This window comes from Streptomyces sp. NPDC042346, assembly GCF_055581845.1.
The window spans coordinates 82,479-105,697 of sequence record NZ_JBVJEH010000013.1; the positions used below are offsets into that span (position 1 = coordinate 82,479).

The following is a 23,219-nucleotide window of genomic DNA, read 5'->3' on the forward strand; positions in this document are numbered from 1 at the left end:
CTACGCGCATGCTGTCTCCACGGGGTCGTACGGTCGGTTGGGCACGAGGTGGGCGCCCGGGGCGAGCCAGGTGGGCCTGAAGGGGTCGGAGGTGTCCCAGCCGCGCCATCCTTCGTCGAGGAGCTCGCCGGTGTCGGGGTCGACGACGCCTTCGGGCACGAGGACCGGGCGAGGGCGGACGGGCCGGGACCGGGTGACTCGTTCGGCGATCCAGCGCTGGTAGTTGGCGCGGTCGCGGGCGTGCCGTTGCCGGCGGCGCTCGCCGAGACCGGTGGTGCCCTGCTGCTCGGCGGCCTGGTCGAGGAGATGTTCGTCGGGCTGGAGGCGGGCGGGGCCGGCGAGTTCGTGCACCAGGTAGTACAGGCCCTCGCTCTCGCGGACCAGGCCGTCGGCGGCGAGCTTGTCCAGTCGGCGCGAGACGGTGGTGCGGTGAAGGGCGGTGGCCTGCTGAAGCTGGGCAGGGCTGAGGCCTTCGGTGACGTCGAGGCAGGCCAGGATGCGGGCGCCGCTGGTGCCGTGGCCGTAGTGGTGGAAGGCGTCGTGGGCCATCACCGAGGCGAGTGCGGCGGTGTCGGTGTAGGTGTGCGGATCCGGGACAGTTGCCAGCTCCGGGGTAGTGGGGGGCAGGGAGTGTCCCGGCGCTGCACGTGCGAGGAGCTCCCGTACGGGTTCGGGGATCTTCAGCCGCCATCTGGAGCCGTGGTTCTTGCCGGTGCCGGCCTCCAGCAGTTCCAGCCAGCCGATCTCGACGAGCCGCTTGTCGCTGGCCTCGACGGTCGACTTCGCGCATCCCATCCGCTCGGCGTGCGGACGCAGAGCCGTGGTGTGGTCCAGGCCGCCGGCGCGTTCGCACAGCGTCAGCCGGGCGGCGAGGTTCTTCTGGTCGACCGCTCCCCCGCCGCGCGCCGGCCAGGCCAGGTGCTCGACGGCGTGCCGCACCTCGGTGATCTGCACGAGGGCATCGTTCTGGCCGGTGATCGTCCCGTTGCGGGCGGCGAACTCGCGGGCCTTGTCCAGCATCGCGGTGAGCTTGTTCTCCGCGTACAGCGTGCCCTTGCGCTCGCGGAGCTTGCGCGCCCACCAGCCCCCGCGGGTCGGGGCGTAGATCAGCGCCTGGTGGAAGTCGGCCGGCGTCCACTCCCTGCCGGGCTGCGAGCACGCGAGCGCGAGGGCCATGGTGATCCGGTAGCCGGCGTCCGCGTCGTCCCGCCCGGCGTAGCGGCCCTCGACGTCGCCTTCGAGCAGCAGGCGCCGGGAGCGCATGGAGAGCGGGCGCCGCTCCCACACCGGCATCGGCGGCGCTGGACGGGTACGGCGGCTCATGATGTCGCCCCAGGTCGCAGCAGGGACACCATCGGTCGGCGCGTAGGCAGGTCGAGGGGAGACGCCGGTGGCGCCAAGGGTTCGGAACCCAGGGAGGCCAGGCCCGCGTGGGCGGGTTCGGGGAGCGAGGTCATGCCGCGGTCACCGCCTCCCGCACGCGGGCTCCGGTGCGCTCGGAGCCGTCCTCGGGAAGGTCCTGGCCGGCGAGCTCGACGCAGCGGCGCGACCAGTCGGTCGCTGCCGCCCGTAGAGGCTGCTCGCCCCGCACGACACGCAACTGCCGGGCCCGCTCGGCGAACAGGAACGCAACCGCCCGCTGAAGGGCCTCGTCAGCGCGCCGCTCGGCGGCCTCCTGGGCCATCGCCCGGTTCGGGAACCGGTGCGCCGCGCGCATCATGGCGTCGTACGCCAGGTCCGCCTCTTCCTGGGCCCGCTCCGAGTGGATCAGCCGCCCGTTCAGGCTCTCTCGCCGCCGGTCGCGGAGCTTCTCGGCCGTCTCCCGCGCGGCGAACAGCAGTCCGGCCTCGGCGAGGCCCTGCGCGCGCAGCCGGTCCAGGTGCCGGTCCAACAGCGCCCGGGTGTCCGTCGTGCACAGGGCCGTCGCCTCGGCGACCGCCGCCGCATCGCTCAGGTCGGCCCGGGCCATGACCGCCAGGTCGACCGCCTCGGCCACCAGCCGCTCCACCGAGGCGCGTTGGGTGCACGACATGCACCGGCCGGCCGCGTCCGGCAGCCCGCAGTCCACGCACGGTGCCGCCAGCCGCGCCTGCTCGGCCGACTCGTACTCGGCGCGGCGCTGCGCGACCACCCGGGCCCGCGCCTCCTGCTCAGCCAGCGCCCTCTCCCGCCGCACGGCCCGCTCCGCCGCCTCCCGCGTCACCGCAGCGTTCAGGCGCTTCTCGACCTCGGCCTGCAGCACCTGCGGCTGAGCCCCGGCCAGCTCCCGGCACGTCTCAGCGGCGATCCGGGCGCGTAGCCCCCGGCGGTCACCGATCAGCACCTGGCAACTGGGGCAGTCGCCGCCGGTGTCCATCCGCCGACCCTCGTCACACAGCTGCGACCAGCACCACGCCCGCTGGACCAGACCCCGGCCCAGGATCCAGCCGACCGGATCCATCACCGGCCGGCCCATCTGCTGATCGAACCGCCGCTCAAGACGCTCGGCGAGGACCTGCTCCGCACCCTGCGGCCCGACGATCCCGCGCACCACACCGAGCTGGACCCGCACCGCGGCAGCCACATGCCGCCGGGCAGCCGGACGGACGATCCGCTCCCACACCAAGCGCACCGGAGCCAGCACCGACTCCAGGCCGTCCGGCACAGCCACAGGCCGCACGAACACCGGCGCTCCCAGCTGCTGAACCCGGCCCTTCACCGGGCCGCACTCGGCCCTCCGCCTCAACTCACCCGCAAGATCCTGCTGCTTCTCCCCGCGCAGCGGGCCGCCCAGCCCCCGCGCGGCGGCACCGTCCGTCGTTCCCGCCAGCTCCTGCTCGTCCTCGCGGCCGTACGCGCCTTCCGGCAGACCACCGCACCCCCGATCGGCTTCGCCGGAAAACCCACCATCAAGCGAGAGAGAACCACCGAGAGAGACCACCTGCGGGTGGTGGGTGTGGAGGGGTGCACCAGCAGGGCGCTCGGCCACACCGGTCTCCGACCCCGCCGCGAAGGCGTCTTCCCCAGCGGCTACCGGGCTGCCGGACTGCGAATCGGCATCAAGATCCCCGAGTGCAGCAGCGGGGCGCTGGGCTTCCTCAGGCTCGACATCGTCGAACGACTCCTGCTGCCACCCCTCCCCCGACAGCACCAGCACCTCACCGGACGCCGCCTCGCCCTCACCGTCCGCCGAGCCGCACGCACACGTGCAACGCCCCTCCGGCTCCTCGCCGCCGTCCTCGACCACCTTCGGCGCCCAGCCGCGCCCGAACGCCGACGCGATCGCCGGAATCACCAGCCGCGCCTTGCCGAACTGGCCGTCCGCGCGCACCGCCTCGACCAGCCGCAGACGCTCCAGCCGGTCGATGACCTTGCCACCGCCGTCGACCGAACAGCTCAGCGCCTTCGCGACCGTGGCGTCCGCGCGCCCCCGGCCGTCCTTCACGGAACCGCCCACCAGCCGCACCCGGCCGTCCGGACGGGTCTGCAGCGCAAGGAGCAGCAGGGCCAGCCGGTCCGTCGCCGCGCCCCTCCCCCGCCGCGCCGCCAGGAGCCCGGGCGGCGTCACAGGACCGTCCTTCGGCGCCCAGCCCGGCGCGAACAACGCCTCGCAGAACCGCAACAGCGTCGCCAGGTCCTTACGGGCCAGGGCCAGCGGGTGCATCGGATCGCCGCTCTCCCGCGCCGCGAGCAGCGGAAGCAGCTTCCACTCCAGCCCCGCCACCCGCCCGGACTCCTCCGTCCACGGAACCGTCTCCACCACGCCGGCCTCACGCATATCGGGCAGCACCGTGTGGTCGACGTACGACTCGGTCACCCCGAGCCACCGCCCCATCTCCCCCGCCCGCAGCCTCAGCACGGCACTACGCGCCGGCGCCTTCGCCAGCAGCACCACCGCCGCCAGCCGCACCGCATCAGACACGCCGTCAAGAGACCGGTCAGCCAGAAGACACCGCACCGCGGCATGAAGCCGGGCACGCATCACCCGGTTCAGCGCCAGCGGCTCACCCGGCCCCGACTCCGGGACCGGACCCGCCAACTCAACAACCCCGCCCGCGCGCGCGCCGCGCCGCCAGGACGTGCCAGAACGCTTGGAACGAGCCGCCCGATCAGCCGTTTTCGGCATGACTGAGCCAGCCCTCGTACGGACAGCGATGATCTGCTCCATAATCGAGGTGGGAAGGGGACACCGGCACCGCAGCCCGTCTGGCTAGGGAAAACACGAGAGACGGACCGGCGACACCGGAACTCAGCTGGCTACCTGGCTGACCAACACCCCCTCCACGCAGTGCGAACGGCCCGGGATCGGCAGTCCCGGGCTCTTCGCGTTCTCAGCCACCCTGCGGGGCCTGACCTGTGGATAAGGTCCGTTGAGCTGCGCCTCGGAGAGGTGAGTGCTGCCTGACCTGATTGGGCAGGCCCGATGGGCGAAGCTGGCCAAGGCACCAGTGCGTCAACCCGGGGCAGCACGGAGCAAGAAGGCATGTGAGCTTCCTCCTCTGTCCGGTGGGGTTGAACCCTCGACCTACTAGTGACCCGGTGTCAGACTTTCTTTCCGAAGAATAACGAGGCCCTTCCCGAAGAAGTTATTCCGGGAATGGAAGAATTCGGGATCCTCGATATTCAATTGAGCGATCGCCACCATACACCCTCCCTGACCTGCGGCGCTGCCGAATCCTCGTCGGCGTGGCGGCTGTTGGCCAGACGCATTTCTGCCCTAAAAAGAATCGCTCTCACTGCTCGGGCGCGCTTAAATTTCGCGCGCAAGACTTCACCAGACTGCGTCGAAGTTGCCGAGCGTTTCACTAGTCGAATTGACCCGTGTTTTCGGCGGGCGTCTGTGCCTTCCAGACCTCAAAATGACTTCGAGTTCGAGAGGCGAATCAGAGCTCACGCTTGGCCAAGCCGTGCGTCGATCGAGAGCCGGAAGACTCAGGGCCCCCAGCCTCTCGATCGCACTGGAGCGCGCGAGAGCCGTCAGGGTCAGACTGGGTCGACGAGGTGCCTGGCCGAGGCGGATCCGATAAGGAGCCACTTCGCACTCCTCCGCAGCACTGACAGCTGTCGGAGACGCGAGGATGCCCGAGACGAGACACCCCAACCGGGGGAACGACCCCGCCAGTTTGTCGGTTCCCGCTGGCGTCGAAGAGGCGGCCACGATCGTTCGCGCCTTGCAATCCGGGTGCTATGTCCAGATTTTGAAGGTCGAGGTCGCCCGTTCGGGTTACCTTCCGCTCCCGAAACATGATCATCTCGGACAACACGCCATGCCCTAGCTCACTGACATGTCGGTGACTGATAAGTTGCCCACCATGACCACCCCGAACAACGATTCCGGCACTGAAAAGCTCATCGCGAACGTGATGCCGGAGATGCGTCGTGACCTCAAGATCAGGGCTGCGGAGCACGGCCTGAACGTCTCAGACGCGATCGTGCACGCGCTCAACGCCTGGTATGACACCCCTTCCGCGGAGAAGGTGGAAGTGAAGGGCGCGAAGTCCTGGGCGTCCTACGTTCCTGCTGGCGGCGTCGCCCGCTTCGAGGAGGAGTGCGAGGCCCGACGGGTCACAAAGGTGCAAGGCATCGCCCAAGCCATCACCCTCTGGCTCCTTCGACATCCATCACCCGTAGAGCGAGTGATGCGTCAGCCCGTCAAGCGAATCCTGGTGGGCAATCAGAAGGGCGGGGTGGGTAAGACGTTCATCGCCGCTGCACTCGCCCAGGCTCTCGCAGAGCTAGGCCTCAAGGTCCTGCTGGTGGACTACGACCCGCAGGGGCACCTGTCCGCTCGCCTCCAGGTCGCCGAGCTTCCCACCGGAGGCGACAGCCTCTTGACGCACATGCTTGGGAAGGCGACGCAGCATCTGCGCCGGTCCATCATCGCGCTCGAGGAAGTACCGATGGAGGGGCGCGAGACTCCGCCGGGGCCGATGTTCGATGGACGGCTGCATATACTGCCGGCCTTCGAGGACGCCTTCCTCATGGATGCTGCCCTCGCGACGATGTCTGCCGGCCGAGACACTTGTCTGCGCCGTGCGCTCGAGGCGGTTGAAGACGACTACGACGTGGTGGTCCTCGACGGGCCGCCGAACCTCGGCCTCGGCATGGAGCTCGCCATCGACTACGTGCAGCGTCGTCCGGGCGAGTTGACGGACCACTCTGGGATCCTCATCCCAGTCTGGTCCGACAAGTCTTCCTTCCGGGCGTACAACCTGCTCAAGGGTCAGATCGAGACCACGTGCAAGAACATGAGGATCGAAGTCGATCAGCTCGGCTTCATCATCAACGCGTACGACTCCAGGAAGGGCACGGTAACCCGGGGGTTCTACGACGAGTGGAACACCCTCCACTCCCCCATCGTCCTTGCTGAACTCAAGGACAGCATCGAGGGGCGTGAGTCATCCGACTACGAGATCCCGCTGTTCCAGTTCGCCCCCGACTGCCCGCAAGCAGAGGCGATGCGGAAGCTCGCCAAGGAGTTGGCCGCATGAGTAAGTACCGCCCCAAGAGCCTGCCGAAGGGCAGTGACGCTGGTCAGCCTGAAGGCGGAGCAGTGCCACCGGTCCGCACTCGCGAGCAGATCCGTGCGGAGTGGGAGGCCGAGCGGAAGGCCGAGGAGGAACGGAAGGCCGAAGAAGCGCGGAAGGCCGAGGAGGCACGGAAGGCCGAGGAGGCGCGGTTGGCCGAAGAAGAGCAGGACGCTCAGGGAGAGCCCGTGTCAGCAGAGGACGAACCCGACACTGTCGGCGACGGCCCCGCGGGCGACGCGGAAGACGGTGACGAGACCTCGACCGACGAACTGGTCCTCCAGAGTGGCGACGAGTCTGGATCCGAAGTGCTGTTGCCCGGTGACGACGGGGACGGTCTCGTAAATCTTCCGGCCAACCGCGATCGAAACGGGTACGTGGAGATTCAGCCCTTCACGGAGCCCGACAGCGAGGACCCGAAGGAAAGGTTCAATCACTACGCCCGGAGCATCGCGCAGGCGGAGATGGCGGCTCGCGCAAATGAGCAGCGCGTCAATCAGCAGAAGATCATCGTTCAGGGGCAGAACTTCCTCGCCATCAAGGAGGAGGAACTCTGGGTGACGATGGGGCTGCCGAACTTCGACGCCCTGATGAAGGCCCGTTTTGGGTTCGGCAAGAACTACGCGAACAAGATCATCCGCGCTGTCCCTGTCGTGATGGCTCTCGAGTCGGTGACCTCGATGGAGCTCGTGGAGAAGCACCTGCGGCCGCTGTGTCCGGTCTACGAGTCCTTCGGGGCTGGTGCTGTGCGACAGGTGTGGTCGGAGGCTTCCCGCAAGAAGATCACTGAGAAGAACCTCCACGAGGCTGCAGCCTTCCTGGGGTTCGCTGAGCCAGTCGAGCAGAAGGCGAAGGTCGTCGCGCAGCCCTCCAGGTCCGTCAGCGCGGACGCTGGCAGCGACCGCGTCACGCAGGCCAAGGAGGAGATTCGCTCTCTGAGGACTACCGACGAGGCCAAGGCGAGGCAGGCCGCCATAGAGTTCATGAAGGCGGCTCAAGAGCTCTGCGCAGAGCTGGGGATCGACATGGCCGAGGCCTCGATCTCGTAGTACTCCGGTGGAAGTGACGGAGGCCCGACGCGAATTGAAGCGTCGGGCCTCCGCTCGTTGACAGCCCGTCGACCTTCGAACCTTCCTGCCTGCTGCTACCCATGGCGTGTTCGTCCGCCTAGACCATGCACGGGGCGACGTCGAGCAGGAGGTGGATGTCCATTGTGTGCGCCTTGCGAGTTAGCGGGCTTAGGCGGAACCAGGTGGGGCACCCCGGGTACCCGCCGATAGGGCTCGCGGGCAGCGCCTCAGCACGGCAGTTGTCCCTCGTATCATTCTTGCCCGGTCCACCCCAGGCTGGCTGGAGGAGGCGGGTACCCGGGGTATCCACCCCGCTCCAGGCCGGCCGGCGGGGAGCTGCTGATCGCATGAACTTGGGGCTGGCCGGAGGAGGTGGGTACCCGGGTACCCACCCCGGACTCGCCGCTGCCGACTACGGCTGGACCCAGACCGCGAACGCCGGAGCGGTTCTGCTGCTCTCCCCGCTCCTCAACCGCTGGCTCAGCCGACAGGCCGCGGGCGGCACACCGATGACCGGCCTCTTCGCCGCCAGCTCCGTCCTCCTGGGCGTGAGCATGGGAGCCGCCGGCTTCGCCTCCACCACGCTTGGCTATGCCGCCACCGCCGCCCTCGCAGTCCCCGGTCCGAGGGTCGGTGGGGGAGGCGGGTACCCGGGGTACCCACCCCCGGGCCGGGGGCCGGTGGGGGAGGCGGGTACCCGGGGTACCCACCCCCGGGCCGGGGGCCGGTGGGGGAGGCGGGTACCCGGGGTACCCACCCCCGGGCCGGGGGCAGCCACCGTCGGGGCCGCGCGGTCGCGGCCTAAGCAGGGGAGCTGCTGATCGCATCAGTCTGGGGCGACCGGAAGGGCGGATGCGCGAGGTGCCACCAGGGTGGGGCTCGGAGTGCCCTCCGAGTTTGGTCCGCCGGGGCTGTAGACGTCTGCGACTTCACTCGTTCCCGCTGTGGTTGACGAGATATCGGCTAGCAGTGTGATTCATCCACATGGCCCCTGTGCTGATCGAGGACTCTATCCACAGGTGTCTCGGTGCACGCTTCCCCTCCAAGAGCTAGGAGGGAGTGGGAAGTGGAGCGCAGCGAAGGGCGCCCTCGGCTGAACCGCACTCAGCGCGTGTTGACCGGTGTGGTGGTCATCGGCGCCGTAGTCGTTGCGGGCATCGGCTTCGCGGGGTCGTACTCGGCAGTTCGCGAGCTAGCCGTCCGGAAGGGGTTCGGAGACTTTGCCACCGTCCTTCCGATAGGCATTGACGCCGGCATTGCCGTCCTCCTCGCCCTCGACCTGCTTCTGACGTGGCTGCGAATCCCCTTTCCGTTGCTGCGCCAAACAGCCTGGCTACTCACCGCTGCAACGATCGCCTTCAACGCTGCTGCGGCCTGGCCCGATCCGGTCGGCGTTGGCATGCACGGCGTGATCCCGGTTCTTTTCGTCGTGACGGTTGAGGCGGCTCGACACGCCGTTGGTCGGCTGGCGGCGATCACTGCCGATCGGCATATGGAAGGCGTGCGGTTCTGGAGGTGGCTTCTCGCCCCTCTGCCGACCTTCAGACTGTGGCGCCGGATGAAGATCTGGGAGATCCGGAAGTACGACGAGGTGATCCAGGCTGAGCAGCAGCGGTTGGTCTACCAGGCCCGGCTCCGGGGTCGCTTCGGCCGCGGCTGGCGCTGGAGGGCTCCCGTTGACGAGCTGCTGCCGCTTCGGATCGCACGCTACGGCGTCCGGCTCGATGCGCTCTCGGTCGAGTCAGAAGCTCGCCTTCGGAATGCTGAGGGGAAGGGGCTGGACGAAGGTGACCGGCCCGATGCAGCTCCGGTGCTCGCGAGTGGAGAGGGGGCGAGCCAACCTGGCGCGGTGACGTCCGATCGGGATCCTCACGAGACCGCCGAGCTTGCGACCCGGCCCTCGGCGGACGGCAGACCGCCGACGGAGCAGCAGGCAGAAGCTGACGAAGAGCAGGAGGAGTCCCCCAAGTCGCAGCCGCTGCACGACGCAACGTCCCCGACGGATGCTAAGGGCTCGGCTCCATCGACTACTCAGGAGGAATCAGCGCCGTCCACATCGCGTCGGATTGAAGTGGCGACAGACTCGACAGAGTCGATCCCGGCAGGGAGTCCCGCAGTGGAGTTGGGAGGGGCCTCGGAGATAACCGACCCCCCGCGGAAGGGTGGCTCGGCGGCAACGCGTGGGGAGCGTGTACCTGACAGGTCAGTGCCAGACCAAGCAGACCCGGAGCATCAGGCCGCCGTCGCGCGCCTGAAGTCGAATGCCGCAGCTGTCCGCTACGCGATGTCGGTGCTCGGCTCCACGCACACTCCGACGGTTGTCGACTGGCTGGCCGCTCAAGGCCGGGAGGTGAACAGAGGGCAGGCTCATCGAATCACGAAGGAGGAGGAGGAGCGCCTCCAGCGCGGGCGGTCTCTCTCCACGGCCAAGAGCACCTCGTAGCGCGTCGGTGATCCCCGCGGAAGAGAGGTCACGCATTGCGGCGACCTCCCGTTCCTCGCCGAAAGGCAGTGGGGGAGTGCTCGCCATGGCCTTCACGAAGCTGAATGCGCTCCCGGTCAGTTGTGCAGCCTGTGCTTGGCCAGCCGCTCCGGCCCGTGTGCGCGGCGCAACCTCCGTGACGGTGTCGGCGCCGTCGCGCTCACGGGCGGGCTGGAAGCGGCGTTGCTCGGACTGGCACCTCTGTTCGAAACGCTCGATTCTTCGTCAGGATCGATTCTAAGCGGCGGCCGGCTGTCGCCGACATCGGCGCCGAGCGTCAGGATCGCTGGGCCTGGCGCGCCCCCGATGCCGCTGCGATGCCTGTGATGACCTCCGGCTCGATGCCGAGCACCGCTCCCGCGCGTTGCAGGGGAAGGACTCAGGCCCTGGAGCGAGCCGTCTTGCGGCCGACGCTTTCCATGACGTCGCTGAGGATTCCGAAGATCGCTGTAGCCTCGCGGGCGCCATCGCCCTGCTCGGAGAGGGCCCGTCGGACGTTGCGCCGCGCCTTGGGATGCCCGGTTCGAGTCTGGAGGGCGGCGGCCACTACCGGCTCGAGGACGTTGATGCGCTCGACCTGTTCCTCGGCGCTGGTGAGGTCGTCGGCAGTCACGGCCCCCCGGTGTAGCCGCGCGTTCGCGGAGGACGCGGCGTCGATCGTGGTGAGCGCGTCGGACTTGCCTTTGATGAGCTTGGAAAGGTCCGGTCGGCCCCGGCCGTGTCGGAGTTCCGTGGGACACCGGTCCACGGCGCGCAACACGAGCAGGGTGCATAGGTCAAGGAGGTCGCTCGGACCGTACGGGTGCAGAAGCATCCCCAGGCGCTGTACATCGGACCAGATACAGAGCGGGTTCGTAGCTCGGGTTCGGGAGAAGTCGTCGGCTTCCCGCTCCAGCATCGACCAGTAGGCGGGCGTCCGGGCGACCGGGCCGGTGGATGAGGTCGGGTTCATGCTCCGACGGTATCGGCTTCGGCAGTCTCCCCGGCACGACGCCAGCAACTCCGCTCCGGCGCCAGCCACTTGCTGGAGGCCAGCACCGGGGGCAGGGTCTTCGCCGCGTGCCCGCCTTCGACAGCGGGCGGACGGATGACTGGTGTCCGCGACGCACCGGGGCGGCCTCGGTCCCCGAACCAGACTGTTGGTCTGGCTGTGACGACGCAGTCTGCGGCTGACCGCCACCGCCGCAGAGATTGCCGCTGCGGCCCAGGAGCAGCAGGTCAGCGCACCGATTCGGTCACAAGTCCCGCTTCGGTTGTCGTGAGTCGCCGTACGCGTCCTCGATCGCCCCAGCGTTGATGAGGGCGACCCGTAGAAGCTCGCGTTCAGGTGCGTCCATCTCGCCGGACGCGGCAAACACCCGAGCGGCGTGCCGCCGAATCTCCAGCTCATGGAACTGGTCTGCTGGAGCCTCGAGCATCGCTGCCGAAATGATCAGCGCCTGTCGACTGGATGGATGATCAGCCGCACGCTCGGCGGCACGGTAGGCCATTTCCAGCACCGGTTGCTGTTCGAGGGTGCGCGCCGTCAACTTCAGCCAGCGCTGATCGTCGAAGGCTGTGGCGTACGCGAAGCGCCCGACCCCGCTGAGCGCACCTGCCGGAAGACCGGCATCTAGCGCGGCGGACCACACCTCCGCCGCACGGTCAGATACTTGCTCCGACACGTCAGATCGGCGCACGTAGCCGGCGACACGAGAGAGCACTCGACTTACGGCGGCCGCACCCTCCTTCTGATCGGCCAGCGCCGAGAGAAGTTCCCCGGCCGGGTCCAGGGCCCGAGAGCCGTCCAGCAGCGCGATGGCGATCTTGTCGGCCACCGGTTCGGCCTGCGCGTCTGCGGCTGCCTCCAAGAGCGCGGACCGGTCGATCCTGGCCAGGAGTGCAGAGTGAGGCAGCCCGCTTCGGAGCCAGACACGCGCCGGCCGCCAAGGGGCATCTGAGGCAAACAGCGCATCGGACCGGGCGTCTGCCCACTCAGGGTCCGAGACCACCAGCTGGACCAGGCACTGGCCCAGTACCGCGAGCGCTTGGTCGTCCGGTTCGGCGTCAAGGATCTGATTGAGCACGTCACGCAGTTCCTGAGGAAACGTCGCATCCGCTGCCTGCGCAAGCTGAATCCCCCACGCCATCAACGCGAACAGGGCGGCTCCACCTGTCTGGGCACTTGCCTCCAGGATGGCGTCGCCCTCGGTGGTCCGCGGCCGCGACCAGGAACGCACAACGTTGACAAGCCACGCGACAGCCGCTGGAGCGCACTCCAGCTGCAGACCTGAGTGCCACGAGCGGTTCAGGAGACCGCAGACTGCGCTTCCCAGCAGTTCGGTGCCCACTTCGCCAGCGGCCGGCCGGACCGCGAAGGCAGCCTCTGTGACCGGCTTGAGAGCATCAGCCGGCAAGGTCTTCTTCTGTTGCGCGATGGACAGCGCGTTGAAGTACGAAGCCTGGAGTCCCGGAGACGCCACGGCCGTCACACCGGCCGGATCAGCAGCCCAGGCCGGCGGGTTCTTCTCGACGAGGTCGCCTAGCAGGCCCCTACGAGCCCCATCCTCGTCGTAGCGCTCCCGGGGGACTTCGCTGTTCATCAGGAGCCGGACGGCGGCAGCAGGGCCCTGCTCCGCGACGACCACCTCGAAGACAGGGGCCGGGAGACCACCGTATTCCTCTACCCACGACGTGACGATGGGCTCAGGACGAGCGGGCACCTGCACGCCAGGCAGGCCCCGCAGCACATCAAGCAGGGGCTGCCAGGCATCCACGATGCTGACAGGAAGGGCGGCATGAAGGGACCAGATACCGTGCCAGGCATCCGGCAACGGTTCGCGGACCGCTTCGTAACGGGTCCTCCAGGACTCGACCTCCTGAACCGTCGGCGGCGTGCCGAAGGCATCCCGGACAGCGCTGTCGAGATCGAGCTGCCGCTCACGCGGACATTCGTCCCTCACCAAAGTGAGAAAGTCGAACTCGTCGGCCCGCGGCGACGGGGTGCGCACGATCTGGCCGGCGAGTTCGATGGCGGAGTCCCACCATGCTTCTGAGCGCCCAGATTCCGAGGAGTCCCAGGTGTAGGACTCCTCGAGGAGCACCGCCTTCACCCGATTCCGGATGGGCGACGCCGCCACCTGGGAATCCAGAGGCTTGAGCCGGTCCTGGAGCGCAATGCCCAGCCGGGCGTCTTCACGCGCGATGTCCAGAACGGCGCGGAGCACCGCAACGGCGAGGGAATGCGGTGGGTTGGCGAGCGTGACATCCGACAGCGCGTTGACGGCGGCCACCTCGAAATGGGCGATCTCGTCGGCGATGAGCGGGGTCAGCACAGTCGCGACGGCATAGCGGACCCGCGTCCCTAGCCGGTCCGTACTCAGCCGCACTTGCCCGGCCGGGTGCACGGTCTCGCACACCGCGCGCAGCAGCTGCCCGAGATCCCAGGTCTCTCCCCGGTCCAGGCCGGGAGATCCCAGGACGGCCTCAACGACCTGCACCCACTGCCCCGTCCGGTCTGGCACGGCGATGCTGCGAGCCCAGTACCCCGCGACCTGGAGGACACGCGTGTCAGGATGCTTCCTCACGATGGCCAGCACCAGAGGGCACGCGACCATCCCCGCATCGCTGATCAGGCCCACCGCCATGCTGATTGCCGACGGCCCTCGCGTGGCGAGGGCCTCCAGCTGCGCCCCCACCCATTCGCACACCCTCTCAGCGTCGTCGAGCAGGAGCCGCTGGAGATACTGCCGAGCGGGCCAGTGGGTGGGTTCAGGCAGCAGACGCTGCGGCGGCAGGACGTCGAGCCACCGATCGCTCACGGCCGCGCGGAAGAAGTAGTCGCCCGCTCGCGGGTCGGTCCACCCCGCGACCTCTTCGGCTTCCGCCGGCGAAGGATCAGTCATCAGCGCGAGTTCGCGCAGCCGATCTGCACGCTCCGGCAGCCCGACGAACAGCTGCTCGAAGGCGGCGACCACTCCGTTGAAGCGACTCAGTGTCTCCCCAGGACTCGCGCCTCGGTCGGATCCGTGCACAACAGCGGACGTGGCCGAGTAGAACCGGCTCCAGGAGTTCCTGGCCGCATCGCTCTCCGCCAACCCCATGGCTCGACGGGTCTGCTGCTGCACGAAGAAGTCGACCTGGCGAATCCGCTGCCCGCCACGATTGGCCTCCTCCTGCTCGTAGTGAGCGACGGCAGCGACGAGCTCGTCGCGGGCTTCGGCGGGCACCGGACCGTCAGCACTCCATGAGGCAGCCACCACCTTTGCCGAAGCGATCACCCTGTCCGAGGCGTCCTTGATGCCGGGCACGCCCTTGGGCGCCAGTTTCAGCACGCTGTCGATCGCGCCCCGCAGGCAGAACTGGATGATCACGTAGGGAGAATGACGCTCGGTCGGGCGGATCAGCAGCTCGGAGGCGTCCCGCAGCAAGCGCAGAGCTCGCTCGCCCGGCTTGCCGCGGGACTGCAGCGCGAGCTCAAGGTCGGGGGAGAGGCTGGCGGCTACAGGGGCGAGACTCTCGCCTGCAACGGGGCGCGCATGATTCACGAGGACACCGTAGACCGCGACCCTGACCCGATGTCCCGAACATCAGCGAAGTGGCAGACCGCGGCCGCTGCGTTGCCCGCCTCCGCAGCAAACCAGCTCTCCCTGGCCAGTTCGGTAGGCCTGGAGCTGTGCGTCCTTGGACTCTGTCCACAGGATGATCTTCCTACGTTCGCTGCTGATCGCCCTTCCGCGTGCGTGCGGGAGCGGGTGAAGAGCCGAGCGTGGAAGGGGATGTGGGCCGTGGCGCAGACCAAGTTCGACAAGCAGCTCGAAGGCGGCCTGGAGCAGGGGGCGGTGGCTTTCGGGCGGTTCGTCAGCGGGGCTCCGCTGGACGGTGAGCCGAGACCACCGGGCAGCCTGCCGCGATGGGGGATCGCCCTGCTGCGGCTGGTGTTCCTGGCCTGGGCGTGCTGGGCGGCGTGGATGTGGTGGTGGATCCAGGACCACGACCGCGTGATCCGGGTGTCCGTCGTGGCTGCGGCCGTGGCCGTACCAGTGATCGTGATCGCCGCGATCCGCGGGCGCGGCCGGCGCCAGCACATGCGGTCGGTGGTGATCCCGATGTCCATGGCGCTCAAAGACCATCTCGCCGAGTGGGATGACCATCAGCGGCTCCGGGCGCTGACGATTCCGATCGACCGTTCGTTCGTCAAGATCGGGCTTCCGGACGGCTGGCGTGATGCCGGCGACTACAAGACGCAGATGCGTGACATGGTCCAGGAGCGGATGGGTGGCCAGGGTATCTGGACAGGGGCCTGGAACCTCAAGACCCATCCGTTCAACGTGACGTTCACGCTTCAGCAACCGAAGGCTGCCCTTGAGCCGCCGGAGCGGGTCGACTTCTTCAGCGATGTCGTGCAGAAGGCGATCGCCGCGTGCGAGCCGGGACAACTCGTGCTCGGCATCGACGAGCGGCAACGTCCGGTAATCAAGGAAATGACCGGCGAAACAGCGATGTGGGCCCTTTCAGTCGGTTCGGGTGGAGGTAAGTCCTCCTTCCTCCAGATGATCATCACGCAGCTCGTGCGGCAGCGCGCGACGGTCATCGGCATCGACGTGAAGATGGCGTCCATCAACTGCTTCGAGGGCGTAGAAGGCGTTCACCTCTACACCGACCCCGGAAATATCGGGGACATGCGGTCCGCGATTTCCTGGGCGGCCCGCGAGGTGGAGGCCCGGAACTACGTGAAGAAGGGCAACCCCCGAAAGAACTTCGACCGGCTCACTCTCATTCTCGAAGAGGGCAACGAATTCGGCGACGCGTCGAAGGAGTGGTGGAACGAGAACAAGGAGAAGGGCGAGCCGGCCAGCGACCCCATCTGGGGCGACATCGCGTCCATCATGCGCATGGGCCGGCACGTCAACGTCACGATCATCGGCGTGTTCCAGGACCTGCGGGAAGCCGCGGTCGGCTCCCGGGGCCTGCGCAACATGTTCCGGATGATCCTCATGGGCAACTACAACGCGAACCAGTGGAAGATGATCGTCAACACGACGCCCGTGCCGGAGTCCGTCGACCGGGCCGGCCGCATGATGATCATCGAAGGTAACCGCCGGGTCTGGATCCAGGTCCCCTACGCGGACCCGGAGGACTTCCGGGCCCACAGCATGGAGCTGCGCAAGCAGTTCGGCTACAGCACCGAGGACCTGTACGGCGCGCCGCCGGCCCGCAGCCCGCAGCGGCTGCCGTCCCTCCTGCAGAAGTCCACGCCCCTGTTCACGAAGGAATCCCCCGCACAGGTCATATCCGCAGGCCAGGATGGTGAGGACGAAGAGGCGCCGGTGAGCATGGTCAAGGACGCATCGGCCCTGGAGGCGGCCGAGGCCCAGGACGCCGCGCCCGAGACCGCCCCGGAGGTCGAGCTGCTGCCCCTGGCGGAGATCTCCCGCAGGCTCGCGACCCAGGGGATCGAGGTGAGCGCCGAGCTGATGCGCCAGCACAAGCGGCGCCGGAAGAACTTCCCCGCCGGCCAGGTCGTCGACGGCAAGGAACTGTTCGCCCTGGCTGTCCTCGCCCAGTACTACGGGCCCGTGGAGCCCGAAGGGCCCGCCGGCCCCGACGACGACGCAGCCGAAGCCGACCCGGACGACATCGACGAGCAGGACGGCGACGACTGACGTGCGGCACAAGCACCCCGAAGGGGGCCACGGGATTTCCCGTGGCCCCCTTCTTCATTTCGCCCGCACAGCAGACCCGGAGGCGGCGGCGCCAACTCGCCGGAACTTATCCACAGGCCATCGCTTTTACGTTTCCCGTGTGAGCTTTCCGCGAAAAGCGTGAGGCCGCATGGCGACCCGTCATGCCCTTATGCGCGGAGGTCGGGTATTGAGAATTGGCCGAGGAGTACGGGATGAGTGCGCTGCGGAAGATGCTGAATCTTCCACCGAAAGAACCCAAGGGCGGTGAAGAAGAAAACACGGCGTCCGGCGACGTCTCGGTATGGACGCCGCTCCCGGAATCCGAGAAGAGCAGGACGCCGGCGCGGGCGCCGGCCGCGCTCGGCTGGGCGGAGGAGGAGGAGTCCTCAGGACGCTCGGCTGTACGCAAGGCGGGCCGGGTGGCGATCTGGCTGGTCATCGGCCTGGCCGCGTTCACCGGCGTACGGACGTGGATCTTCCCCGCCAAGCTGCCGGCCCCCATCGAGCAGGCGGACCCCCAGGCCGAGGCGAGGAAGAACAACGTGCCCGAAGCCGAGGCGCAGCAGGTCGCCGCCCGGTTCGCCCGCTCGTACATGACCTGGAACGCGGCCGACCCCGACGCCCGGGCCAAGGAGCTCGAGGCCGACCTGGCCAAGGGGATCGACCCGAAGCTCGGCTGGAACGGCGCCGGCGTCCAGCTGGTGGCGCAGACCATTCCGGGGACCGTCACCCAGGTCGGCGGCAAGCGGGCCCGTGTCCGCGTCGACGTCAGGGTGAGCGTCGTGACCGGCAGCGGCAAGAAGGCCCGGACCGCGACGAGTTGGCGCGGCATGGAGGTGCCCGTCGCTCTAGGCAAGGGCCGGGTGGTCGTCACTGGGCAGCCCGCGATGGTCGGCATGCCGACCGCCGCCGAGTACAAGGCCCCCAACGTGCCCGAGGCCGACTCCCAGCTCTCCGGGCTGACGCGCGAGACGGTCGCCGACTTCCTGAAGTCCTGGGCCGCCGGTGACGCGGACCAGGCGGCGGCGCCCGGCGCCGACATCCAGCCGCTCGGCCCCGGGCTGAGACTCGACAGCCTCGACACCTGGGTCATCGACGCCGGCAGCGGCGACAAGCGCACCGGCACGGCGACCGTGCGCTGGAAGCTCGGCGGCGCCCAGATCCAGCAGACCTACCAGATCACCCTCACCAAGGTCTCGGCCAGCAGCGCGAGCCGCTGGCAGGTCGAGGCGATCACCGCGAAGACCGCGTAGCCGCACCCGCCCGTTCTGCGGCGACTGCCGCGGGCCCGCCGCTTGGCCGGCCCGGCAACACCCATCCCTACCAACCCAAGGAGTGGATCCCCCATGGGCGGAGAAAACGCGCTCGTTTCCTGGATTCTCGCCGTCGTCGGCTCCTTCTTCGTGGCCGTTCTGGCCGTCCGCGGCTTCGGGCACTGGATGAAGAAGGAGTGGGGCGCGCTCATCACACACCTGGTCGGCGGCGCCGTCGTCGCCGTCATGATCTTCACCCCCGCGCAGGCCGTGAACATCCTGAAGTTCATCGGCGCCAAGATCGCCACGGTCTTCACGGGCTGAGGGCGACGGCGATGCGAACCTCCCACACCTACACCCGGCACTGGGACCTGGAGACCCGGCAGCACGAACTGCTGGGCCTGGACCTGGGCGAAGGCCTGCCGCGGACCACCCTGAAGTACGGCGCCGTGGTCTTCCCGCTGTGGTGGGGCGCCTGGCTGCTGCTCTTCGGGATCCCCCTCAAGCCGGCGATCCCGCTGTTCCTGCTGCCGCCGCTCTTCATCACCTACTACGGGGCGAAACGCTCCACCACGTACTGGAGGCGCACCAACCTCCTGATCTGGGGAGTACGGCTCAACTTCCTCAACCACGGGGTCCGCCCCGTGATCGGCCGCGGCCGCATCCCCGCCCCGAAGATCGGGCTGCGGCTGCGTACACAGCGCCTGGCCGAACGGGCCCCGCAGCTCGCCGAGATGCCGGCCTTCGCCTCGTACTTCACCACCGACGGCGACACACCGGACGCCGCCGAGTCCTGCGGCCCGCCCGCCCACCTGAGGCCCCGCCTGCGCATGTACGGCCCCGATGCCGTCGCCAAGGCCCGCACCAAGACCGCCAAGCGGCGCCGTCGCGCCGCCCGGCCCGTACCGAAGGGCAGCAGCTGATGAGCTCCCAGACCTCCATCTCGATTCAGGCCCTGCGCAAGTCGGTGCGCCTCACGGACCCGTTCACGCTGCCCGCGCTGAACGCTGCGCGTACCCCACTGCTCGGCCTCGCTGACGGCGACCGTCCCGTCAGGCTGCCCGCCGGAGCCGAGCACGTCCTCGTCGCCACCGGAGCCGGTGGCGGAACCACCACCACACTGCGGTCGCTGACCGCGCAGGCCCTCGCGCTTGGCGCGAGCGTCGACCTCATCGACCCGGGCGGCGTGGGACACCAGTGGGCTCGTGATCTGCCCGGCGTGCGCTACCTGTCCCGCATGGAGGAAATCCACGACCACCTCCTGATCAACGTGGCCGCCCTGCATGACGGCACCGGCACCTGGGACGGCAGTTGGCGCGGCCGCCGCGTCATGGTGATCGAGCATCTGAGCACCGTCACGTACGGACTGCGCGAGTACTGGTCCCAGACCCGCCCGGAGACCCAGCTCGACGAAGCCCCCGGCGTCGAGGCCCTCGGCGTGCTTCTTGCCTCCGGCCCCGCGTTCGGCATCCAGATCTTCGCCGGCAACCCGCGTGTCGGCCTGCCGGGCCTGGGCGCCGTCCCCGTCAAGGACGTCTTCCCCACCCGGATCCTCGCCTACGGCGGCGCCGCCCTGTGGCAGCGCGTCGCCCCCGAGGTGTGGTCCATCCCGCCCTACTCCCTCATCCCCGGCCGCATGCACGTCGTCGCCGACAAGAAGACGACCGCCCTCCAGGCCCTCTACCTCAGCGACGCGGAGGCCCGCGCCCTGGCCCGCGGCGTCATCGAGGCGGGGGAGGGGGCATGACGCTTTTCTCCCGACGCCGCCCCACCCCGCCGCGAACCCCGAGCACGCCGGGTTCACCGCGCCTGCCGCAGCCGCACGTCGACCTGACGTACGGCGCCGGCCAGGAGGCCATCCGTCACATCGAGCACCCACTGATCGGCCTCGACGCCGAGGGCACCGCCGTCCACCTCACCCCGGCCGGCGGGCACGTCCTGGTGGTGGCCCCACCCGGCATGGGCACCACCGAACTGCTGCGCAGCCTCGGCGCGCAGGCCCTCGCGGCTGGCCAGCACCTGGACATCCTCGACGTCCACCACGTCTCGCACACCTGGGCCCGCGGCCTGGACCACATCGCCTACGCCGACGAGCCCGACCAGCTGCACCGGCACCTGATGGGCCTGGCACACCAGGCCCGCAGCCGGGCAGCGAAGGGCCGACCCGGCCCACGCCGCCTGCTGCTGGTGGAGAACGACGGCACCACCCAGGTCCTCCTGGACCACCGGGTCGATCCGCGGCCCAACGGTGTGGCCCTGGACGCGCTCACCGCGGTCCTCGCCCACGGCCGCCTCGCCGGCATCCAGGTCGTCCTCGCCTGCCGGGAGTTGCCCGGACCGCTCAACGGACTGGCCCGGGACCTGTTCTCCACCCGCTTGCTGATCGAGCCCGACGCACGGACCTGGCGGATCGCCGGCATTGCCGACCAGACGCGACCGCCGAGCACCGGCTTTCGCCCGGGGCTGTGGCACCACTTCACCCGCGACGGCACCCACCGCCTCGTACAGGCCGCCCGGATCAGCGATCACGCCGCCGCCCGCCTCGCAACCCGCGACCAGCACGCCGCCCGCACGAAGGAGTCCCACCGATGAGCACCAGCAGCAAGGCGGCGAAGAAGTCCGCGTCGAAGTTCGGCCGGCTCCTCGGCCTCGGCGCCGAACGTCTCATGAAGGAACCGCAGCTGGTGGCCATCGCCGACGGCCTGGTCGTCACCGACGTCGGCGCCGAGGCGTGGTTCACGCTCTCCTCCTCCAACACGGACCTCATGCCGGAAGACCGTCAGGACATCGAGCAGGACGCGGCCGCGCTCGCGCTCGCCAAGGTCCTGCCCGGCTACGACTGCCACCTCAAAATCATCTGGGCGCGCCTGGACGGCGAGGACTACCGCGAGGAAGCACGGCGCATCTTCACCGCCGGGGACGTTGAGGCGGTCGCCGACATGTGGGCCCGCCGTCTGGACTCCCTCGACCTGCCGCAGCGGCACATCCTGCTCGGCATACGTCTCGTCGAACGGGACTCCGCGGCGAACGCCACCATCAAGAATGGCGTCGCCGGCGCGCTCGGCGTCGGGCACACCGGCCTGGACGAGACCGAGCTCGCCCACCTCGACGGGCTGGCCCGGCGGATGGAACGCCGCCTGGAGGCCACGCCCTGGCGGGCCCGGATCGCCCCGGCCGAGCTGCTGGCCTGGGCCGTCTCCCGCGAGAGTTTCCGCCCGCAGCCCGCCCCGCCGCACCTGCCCACCATCCAGGGCGCCTCCCTGGTCCGCCTCACCCAGTCCAAGGCCATCCCCCACGCCGATCACGTACGGATGATGGACGCCCGCGGCGAGACCGCCGCCTGGGTCAGCGTGCTGGCGATGCCGGCGTTCCCCGAGGAGCTCATCACCCCCGGCGAGCAGGAGTGGCTGCGCTGCCTCTCGGAGATCAGCTACACCCACCCCGTCACCGGAGATGACGCCCTGGTCTGCCCCGAGGCGAGCGTGCGGTTCACGGTGTGGACGAAGGGCAATGCGATCAAGTCCGTGGACAAGCAGCGCCAGTCCGCCAAGGAGCAGCGCCGCAGCGCGGCCGAAGGGTCGGCCGGCGAGACGTTCGCGGAGACCGAAGAAACCGAAGCCGTCATGGAGGACCTGCGCCGGCAGATGTCCCGCGACGGCATGACGCTCCTGGAGGACCACCCGCGGATCATCGTCTCCTCCACCGAGTCCCTCGAGGACCTCCGTGCCCGCTGCGACGCCGTCGTCTCCCACTACGCCGGCCTGTCCATCGACGTCGTCGTCGCCTCCGAGGAGCAGCGAGAACTGTGGCTGGAGGCACAGATCGGCGACATGCTCCGCGTGCTCGACCTCGGCCACATCCGCACCACCGACGCGCTCGCGGCCTCGATGTTCTGGGGCGGGAGCGAGGCCGGGGACGACGAGGGCCCGATCGCCGGGCTGCTCACCGGCACCACCCCGGGCGTGTGCCGTATCGACATCACCGCCGGCTCCGCGCGCGGCGATGCGACCACGACGGCGTTTGTCGGCCGAAGCGGCCGGGGCAAGACGACCTCGATGATGCTGGCGACGTTGATCGCCGGCCTCAAGGGCGCCTTCTCGCTGATGCTGGGCTTCAAGGGCGACGAGGGCGGCCTGGTGAGGGCAGGCGAGTACCTCGGCCTGGACTCGCACCACGTCACCTGCGGCGTCGACACCCCGGCGGTGGCCGATGTGTTCCGGCTGCTGCCCAAGGGGGACGCCGCGCTCCAGGTCGTCTCGCAGCTGCTGATCATCCTGCCGGAGCGGATGCGGGACGCCGGCGTCGAGACGCACCTGCTGCGGGCCTGCAACGCCGTCGCCCAGCACGAGGACGCGGCGACCTGGCGGGTGGTCGAGGCGCTGCAGGCCAGCAGCGACCCGCTTGCCATCGAGGCCGGCGACGCGCTCGCCGAGCTCTCGCAGACTCAGCTCGGTGCACCGCTGCTCGGCAACCCGCACGACGGCGCCTCACCGCTTCGCCCGGAGCCGGGCCTGTGGCTGGTCCAGGTGCCCGGTCTGACGATGCCGCAGGCGGGCACCCGCCCGGGCGAGATGACGATGACCGAGCGGGTCTCCCTGGCCCTGATGCGTGGTCTGATCGCGTACGCCCTCAACACCTCCGCCCGTGCTGACCTGCGAAATCTTCCGAAGGTGGTGGCAATCCCGGAGGTTCACGTGCTCACCGGAACGGACGACGGCCGCCGGTTCATCGACTACATCGCCCGTACCGGAAGGGCGTTGGACACCTCCCTGGCGATCGACACCCAGGACCCGAAGTCGCTGCTCGGCATGGACGGTGTTCTGGAGGCCATCACGACGGTCTGTGCTTTCGAGCAGAGCACCCGCTCCCAGCAGGACGCGATGGCCGAACTGCTGCGCCTGCCCGTCTCCGACAGCACCCGGGCCCTGATCCACGGGGTGGGCAAGGACGCGCACGGCGACATCCGCCACGGCCACTGCATCGTGCGCGACCGCCGTGACCGGGTGGCCACCATGCAGTGGGACGCCCCCTCCTTCGAGCTGCTGCGTGCGCTGTCCACCAACCCGAAGGACCAGGCCGAGGACCACGCGGCCTCCGCTCAGGACGCCATGACCGCCGAGAAGCACCCCGGCGCCGATTCCGTGGACTCTGTCCACAACCCGCCGGAGGGAGGGTCGGAGTCCGCATGACCCCCACCCGCAGCGGGCCGGCTGATGCCGCCTGCGAACCCATGGAGGCAGCCC

14 protein-coding genes are annotated in these 23,219 nt (G+C 69.1%); 10 read left to right on the plus strand and 4 right to left on the minus strand.

The window, feature by feature from the left end:
* Complete coding sequence (locus tag ACZ6K0_RS37430) at window positions 1-1,323, minus strand: MarR family transcriptional regulator (RefSeq protein WP_469577901.1); 1,323 nt, start codon at window positions 1,321-1,323, stop codon at window positions 1-3.
* Between the two features lie 130 nt (window positions 1,324-1,453).
* Complete coding sequence (locus ACZ6K0_RS37435; protein ID WP_469577903.1) at window positions 1,454-4,147, minus strand: hypothetical protein; 2,694 nt, start codon at window positions 4,145-4,147, stop codon at window positions 1,454-1,456.
* A 1,144-nt stretch (window positions 4,148-5,291) separates the two neighbouring features.
* On the opposite strand from ACZ6K0_RS37435, the gene ACZ6K0_RS37440 reads away from it, so the two are divergent.
* The 3 genes from ACZ6K0_RS37440 (at window position 5,292) to ACZ6K0_RS37450 (ending at window position 10,019) form a co-directional block, all read left to right on the plus strand.
* A complete protein-coding gene (locus ACZ6K0_RS37440) occupies window positions 5,292-6,470 on the plus strand; it encodes a ParA family protein (RefSeq protein WP_469577905.1) in 1,179 nt (392 codons plus the stop codon).
* On the plus strand, window positions 6,467-7,555 hold the full coding sequence (locus ACZ6K0_RS37445; protein WP_469577907.1) for a hypothetical protein: 1,089 nt from the start codon (window positions 6,467-6,469) through the stop codon (window positions 7,553-7,555). The genes ACZ6K0_RS37440 and ACZ6K0_RS37445 overlap by 4 nt, the downstream gene beginning before the upstream one ends.
* A gap of 1,087 nt (window positions 7,556-8,642) precedes the next feature.
* Window positions 8,643-10,019 (plus strand): DUF2637 domain-containing protein, encoded by a 1,377-nt coding sequence (locus ACZ6K0_RS37450; RefSeq protein WP_469577909.1) that lies wholly within the window; start codon window positions 8,643-8,645, stop codon window positions 10,017-10,019.
* A gap of 418 nt (window positions 10,020-10,437) precedes the next feature.
* Here ACZ6K0_RS37450 and ACZ6K0_RS37455 read toward each other — a convergent pair whose 3' ends face one another.
* Together ACZ6K0_RS37455 and ACZ6K0_RS37460 are read right to left on the minus strand one after the other, a co-directional pair.
* A complete protein-coding gene (locus ACZ6K0_RS37455) occupies window positions 10,438-11,010 on the minus strand; it encodes a hypothetical protein (RefSeq protein WP_469577911.1) in 573 nt (190 codons plus the stop codon).
* 283 nt (window positions 11,011-11,293) lie between these two features.
* Entirely contained in the window at window positions 11,294-14,584 is a 3,291-nt protein-coding gene (locus ACZ6K0_RS37460) for a hypothetical protein (protein WP_469577913.1), read from the minus strand.
* A gap of 240 nt (window positions 14,585-14,824) precedes the next feature.
* Here ACZ6K0_RS37460 and ACZ6K0_RS37465 point away from each other — a divergent pair, with 240 nt between their 5' ends.
* The 7 genes from ACZ6K0_RS37465 (at window position 14,825) to ACZ6K0_RS37495 (ending at window position 23,165) form a co-directional block, all read left to right on the plus strand.
* On the plus strand, window positions 14,825-16,702 hold the full coding sequence (locus tag ACZ6K0_RS37465; RefSeq protein ID WP_469577914.1) for a hypothetical protein: 1,878 nt from the start codon (window positions 14,825-14,827) through the stop codon (window positions 16,700-16,702).
* A 233-nt stretch (window positions 16,703-16,935) separates the two neighbouring features.
* Entirely contained in the window at window positions 16,936-17,976 is a 1,041-nt protein-coding gene (locus ACZ6K0_RS37470; RefSeq protein WP_469577915.1) for a conjugal transfer protein, read from the plus strand.
* Window positions 17,977-18,069: 93 nt separating this feature from the next.
* Window positions 18,070-18,300 carry a hypothetical protein gene (locus ACZ6K0_RS37475; protein ID WP_469577917.1) on the plus strand — a complete coding sequence of 77 codons (231 nt, stop codon included), beginning with the start codon at window positions 18,070-18,072 and terminating at the stop codon, window positions 18,298-18,300.
* Window positions 18,301-18,311: 11 nt separating this feature from the next.
* Window positions 18,312-18,899, plus strand: a complete 588-nt coding sequence (locus ACZ6K0_RS37480; protein WP_469577919.1) for a hypothetical protein — start codon at window positions 18,312-18,314, stop codon at window positions 18,897-18,899.
* Complete coding sequence (locus ACZ6K0_RS37485; protein ID WP_469577921.1) at window positions 18,899-19,723, plus strand: cell division protein FtsK; 825 nt, start codon at window positions 18,899-18,901, stop codon at window positions 19,721-19,723. The genes ACZ6K0_RS37480 and ACZ6K0_RS37485 overlap by 1 nt, the downstream gene beginning before the upstream one ends.
* Window positions 19,720-20,568, plus strand: a complete 849-nt coding sequence (locus ACZ6K0_RS37490; RefSeq protein WP_469577923.1) for a hypothetical protein — start codon at window positions 19,720-19,722, stop codon at window positions 20,566-20,568. Before ACZ6K0_RS37485 ends, ACZ6K0_RS37490 begins: the two co-directional genes overlap by 4 nt.
* Window positions 20,565-23,165 carry an ATP-binding protein gene (locus ACZ6K0_RS37495; RefSeq protein WP_469577925.1) on the plus strand — a complete coding sequence of 867 codons (2,601 nt, stop codon included), beginning with the start codon at window positions 20,565-20,567 and terminating at the stop codon, window positions 23,163-23,165. Before ACZ6K0_RS37490 ends, ACZ6K0_RS37495 begins: the two co-directional genes overlap by 4 nt.
* Window positions 23,166-23,219 lie beyond the last annotated feature (54 nt).

Coding starts and splice junctions, on each gene's coding strand:
- ACZ6K0_RS37495 (WP_469577925.1), top strand. CDS start 20,565: ATGAGCACCAGCAGCAAGGCGGCGAAGAAGTCCGCGTCGAAGTTCGGC.
- ACZ6K0_RS37490 (WP_469577923.1), top strand. CDS start 19,720: ATGACGCTTTTCTCCCGACGCCGCCCCACCCCGCCGCGAACCCCGAGC.
- ACZ6K0_RS37475 (WP_469577917.1), top strand. CDS start 18,070: ATGGGCGGAGAAAACGCGCTCGTTTCCTGGATTCTCGCCGTCGTCGGC.
- ACZ6K0_RS37430 (WP_469577901.1), bottom strand. CDS start 1,323: ATGAGCCGCCGTACCCGTCCAGCGCCGCCGATGCCGGTGTGGGAGCGG.
- ACZ6K0_RS37445 (WP_469577907.1), top strand. CDS start 6,467: ATGAGTAAGTACCGCCCCAAGAGCCTGCCGAAGGGCAGTGACGCTGGT.
- ACZ6K0_RS37485 (WP_469577921.1), top strand. CDS start 18,899: ATGAGCTCCCAGACCTCCATCTCGATTCAGGCCCTGCGCAAGTCGGTG.
- ACZ6K0_RS37480 (WP_469577919.1), top strand. CDS start 18,312: ATGCGAACCTCCCACACCTACACCCGGCACTGGGACCTGGAGACCCGG.
- ACZ6K0_RS37440 (WP_469577905.1), top strand. CDS start 5,292: ATGACCACCCCGAACAACGATTCCGGCACTGAAAAGCTCATCGCGAAC.
- ACZ6K0_RS37435 (WP_469577903.1), bottom strand. CDS start 4,147: ATGGAGCAGATCATCGCTGTCCGTACGAGGGCTGGCTCAGTCATGCCG.
- ACZ6K0_RS37455 (WP_469577911.1), bottom strand. CDS start 11,010: ATGAACCCGACCTCATCCACCGGCCCGGTCGCCCGGACGCCCGCCTAC.
- ACZ6K0_RS37470 (WP_469577915.1), top strand. CDS start 16,936: ATGAGTGCGCTGCGGAAGATGCTGAATCTTCCACCGAAAGAACCCAAG.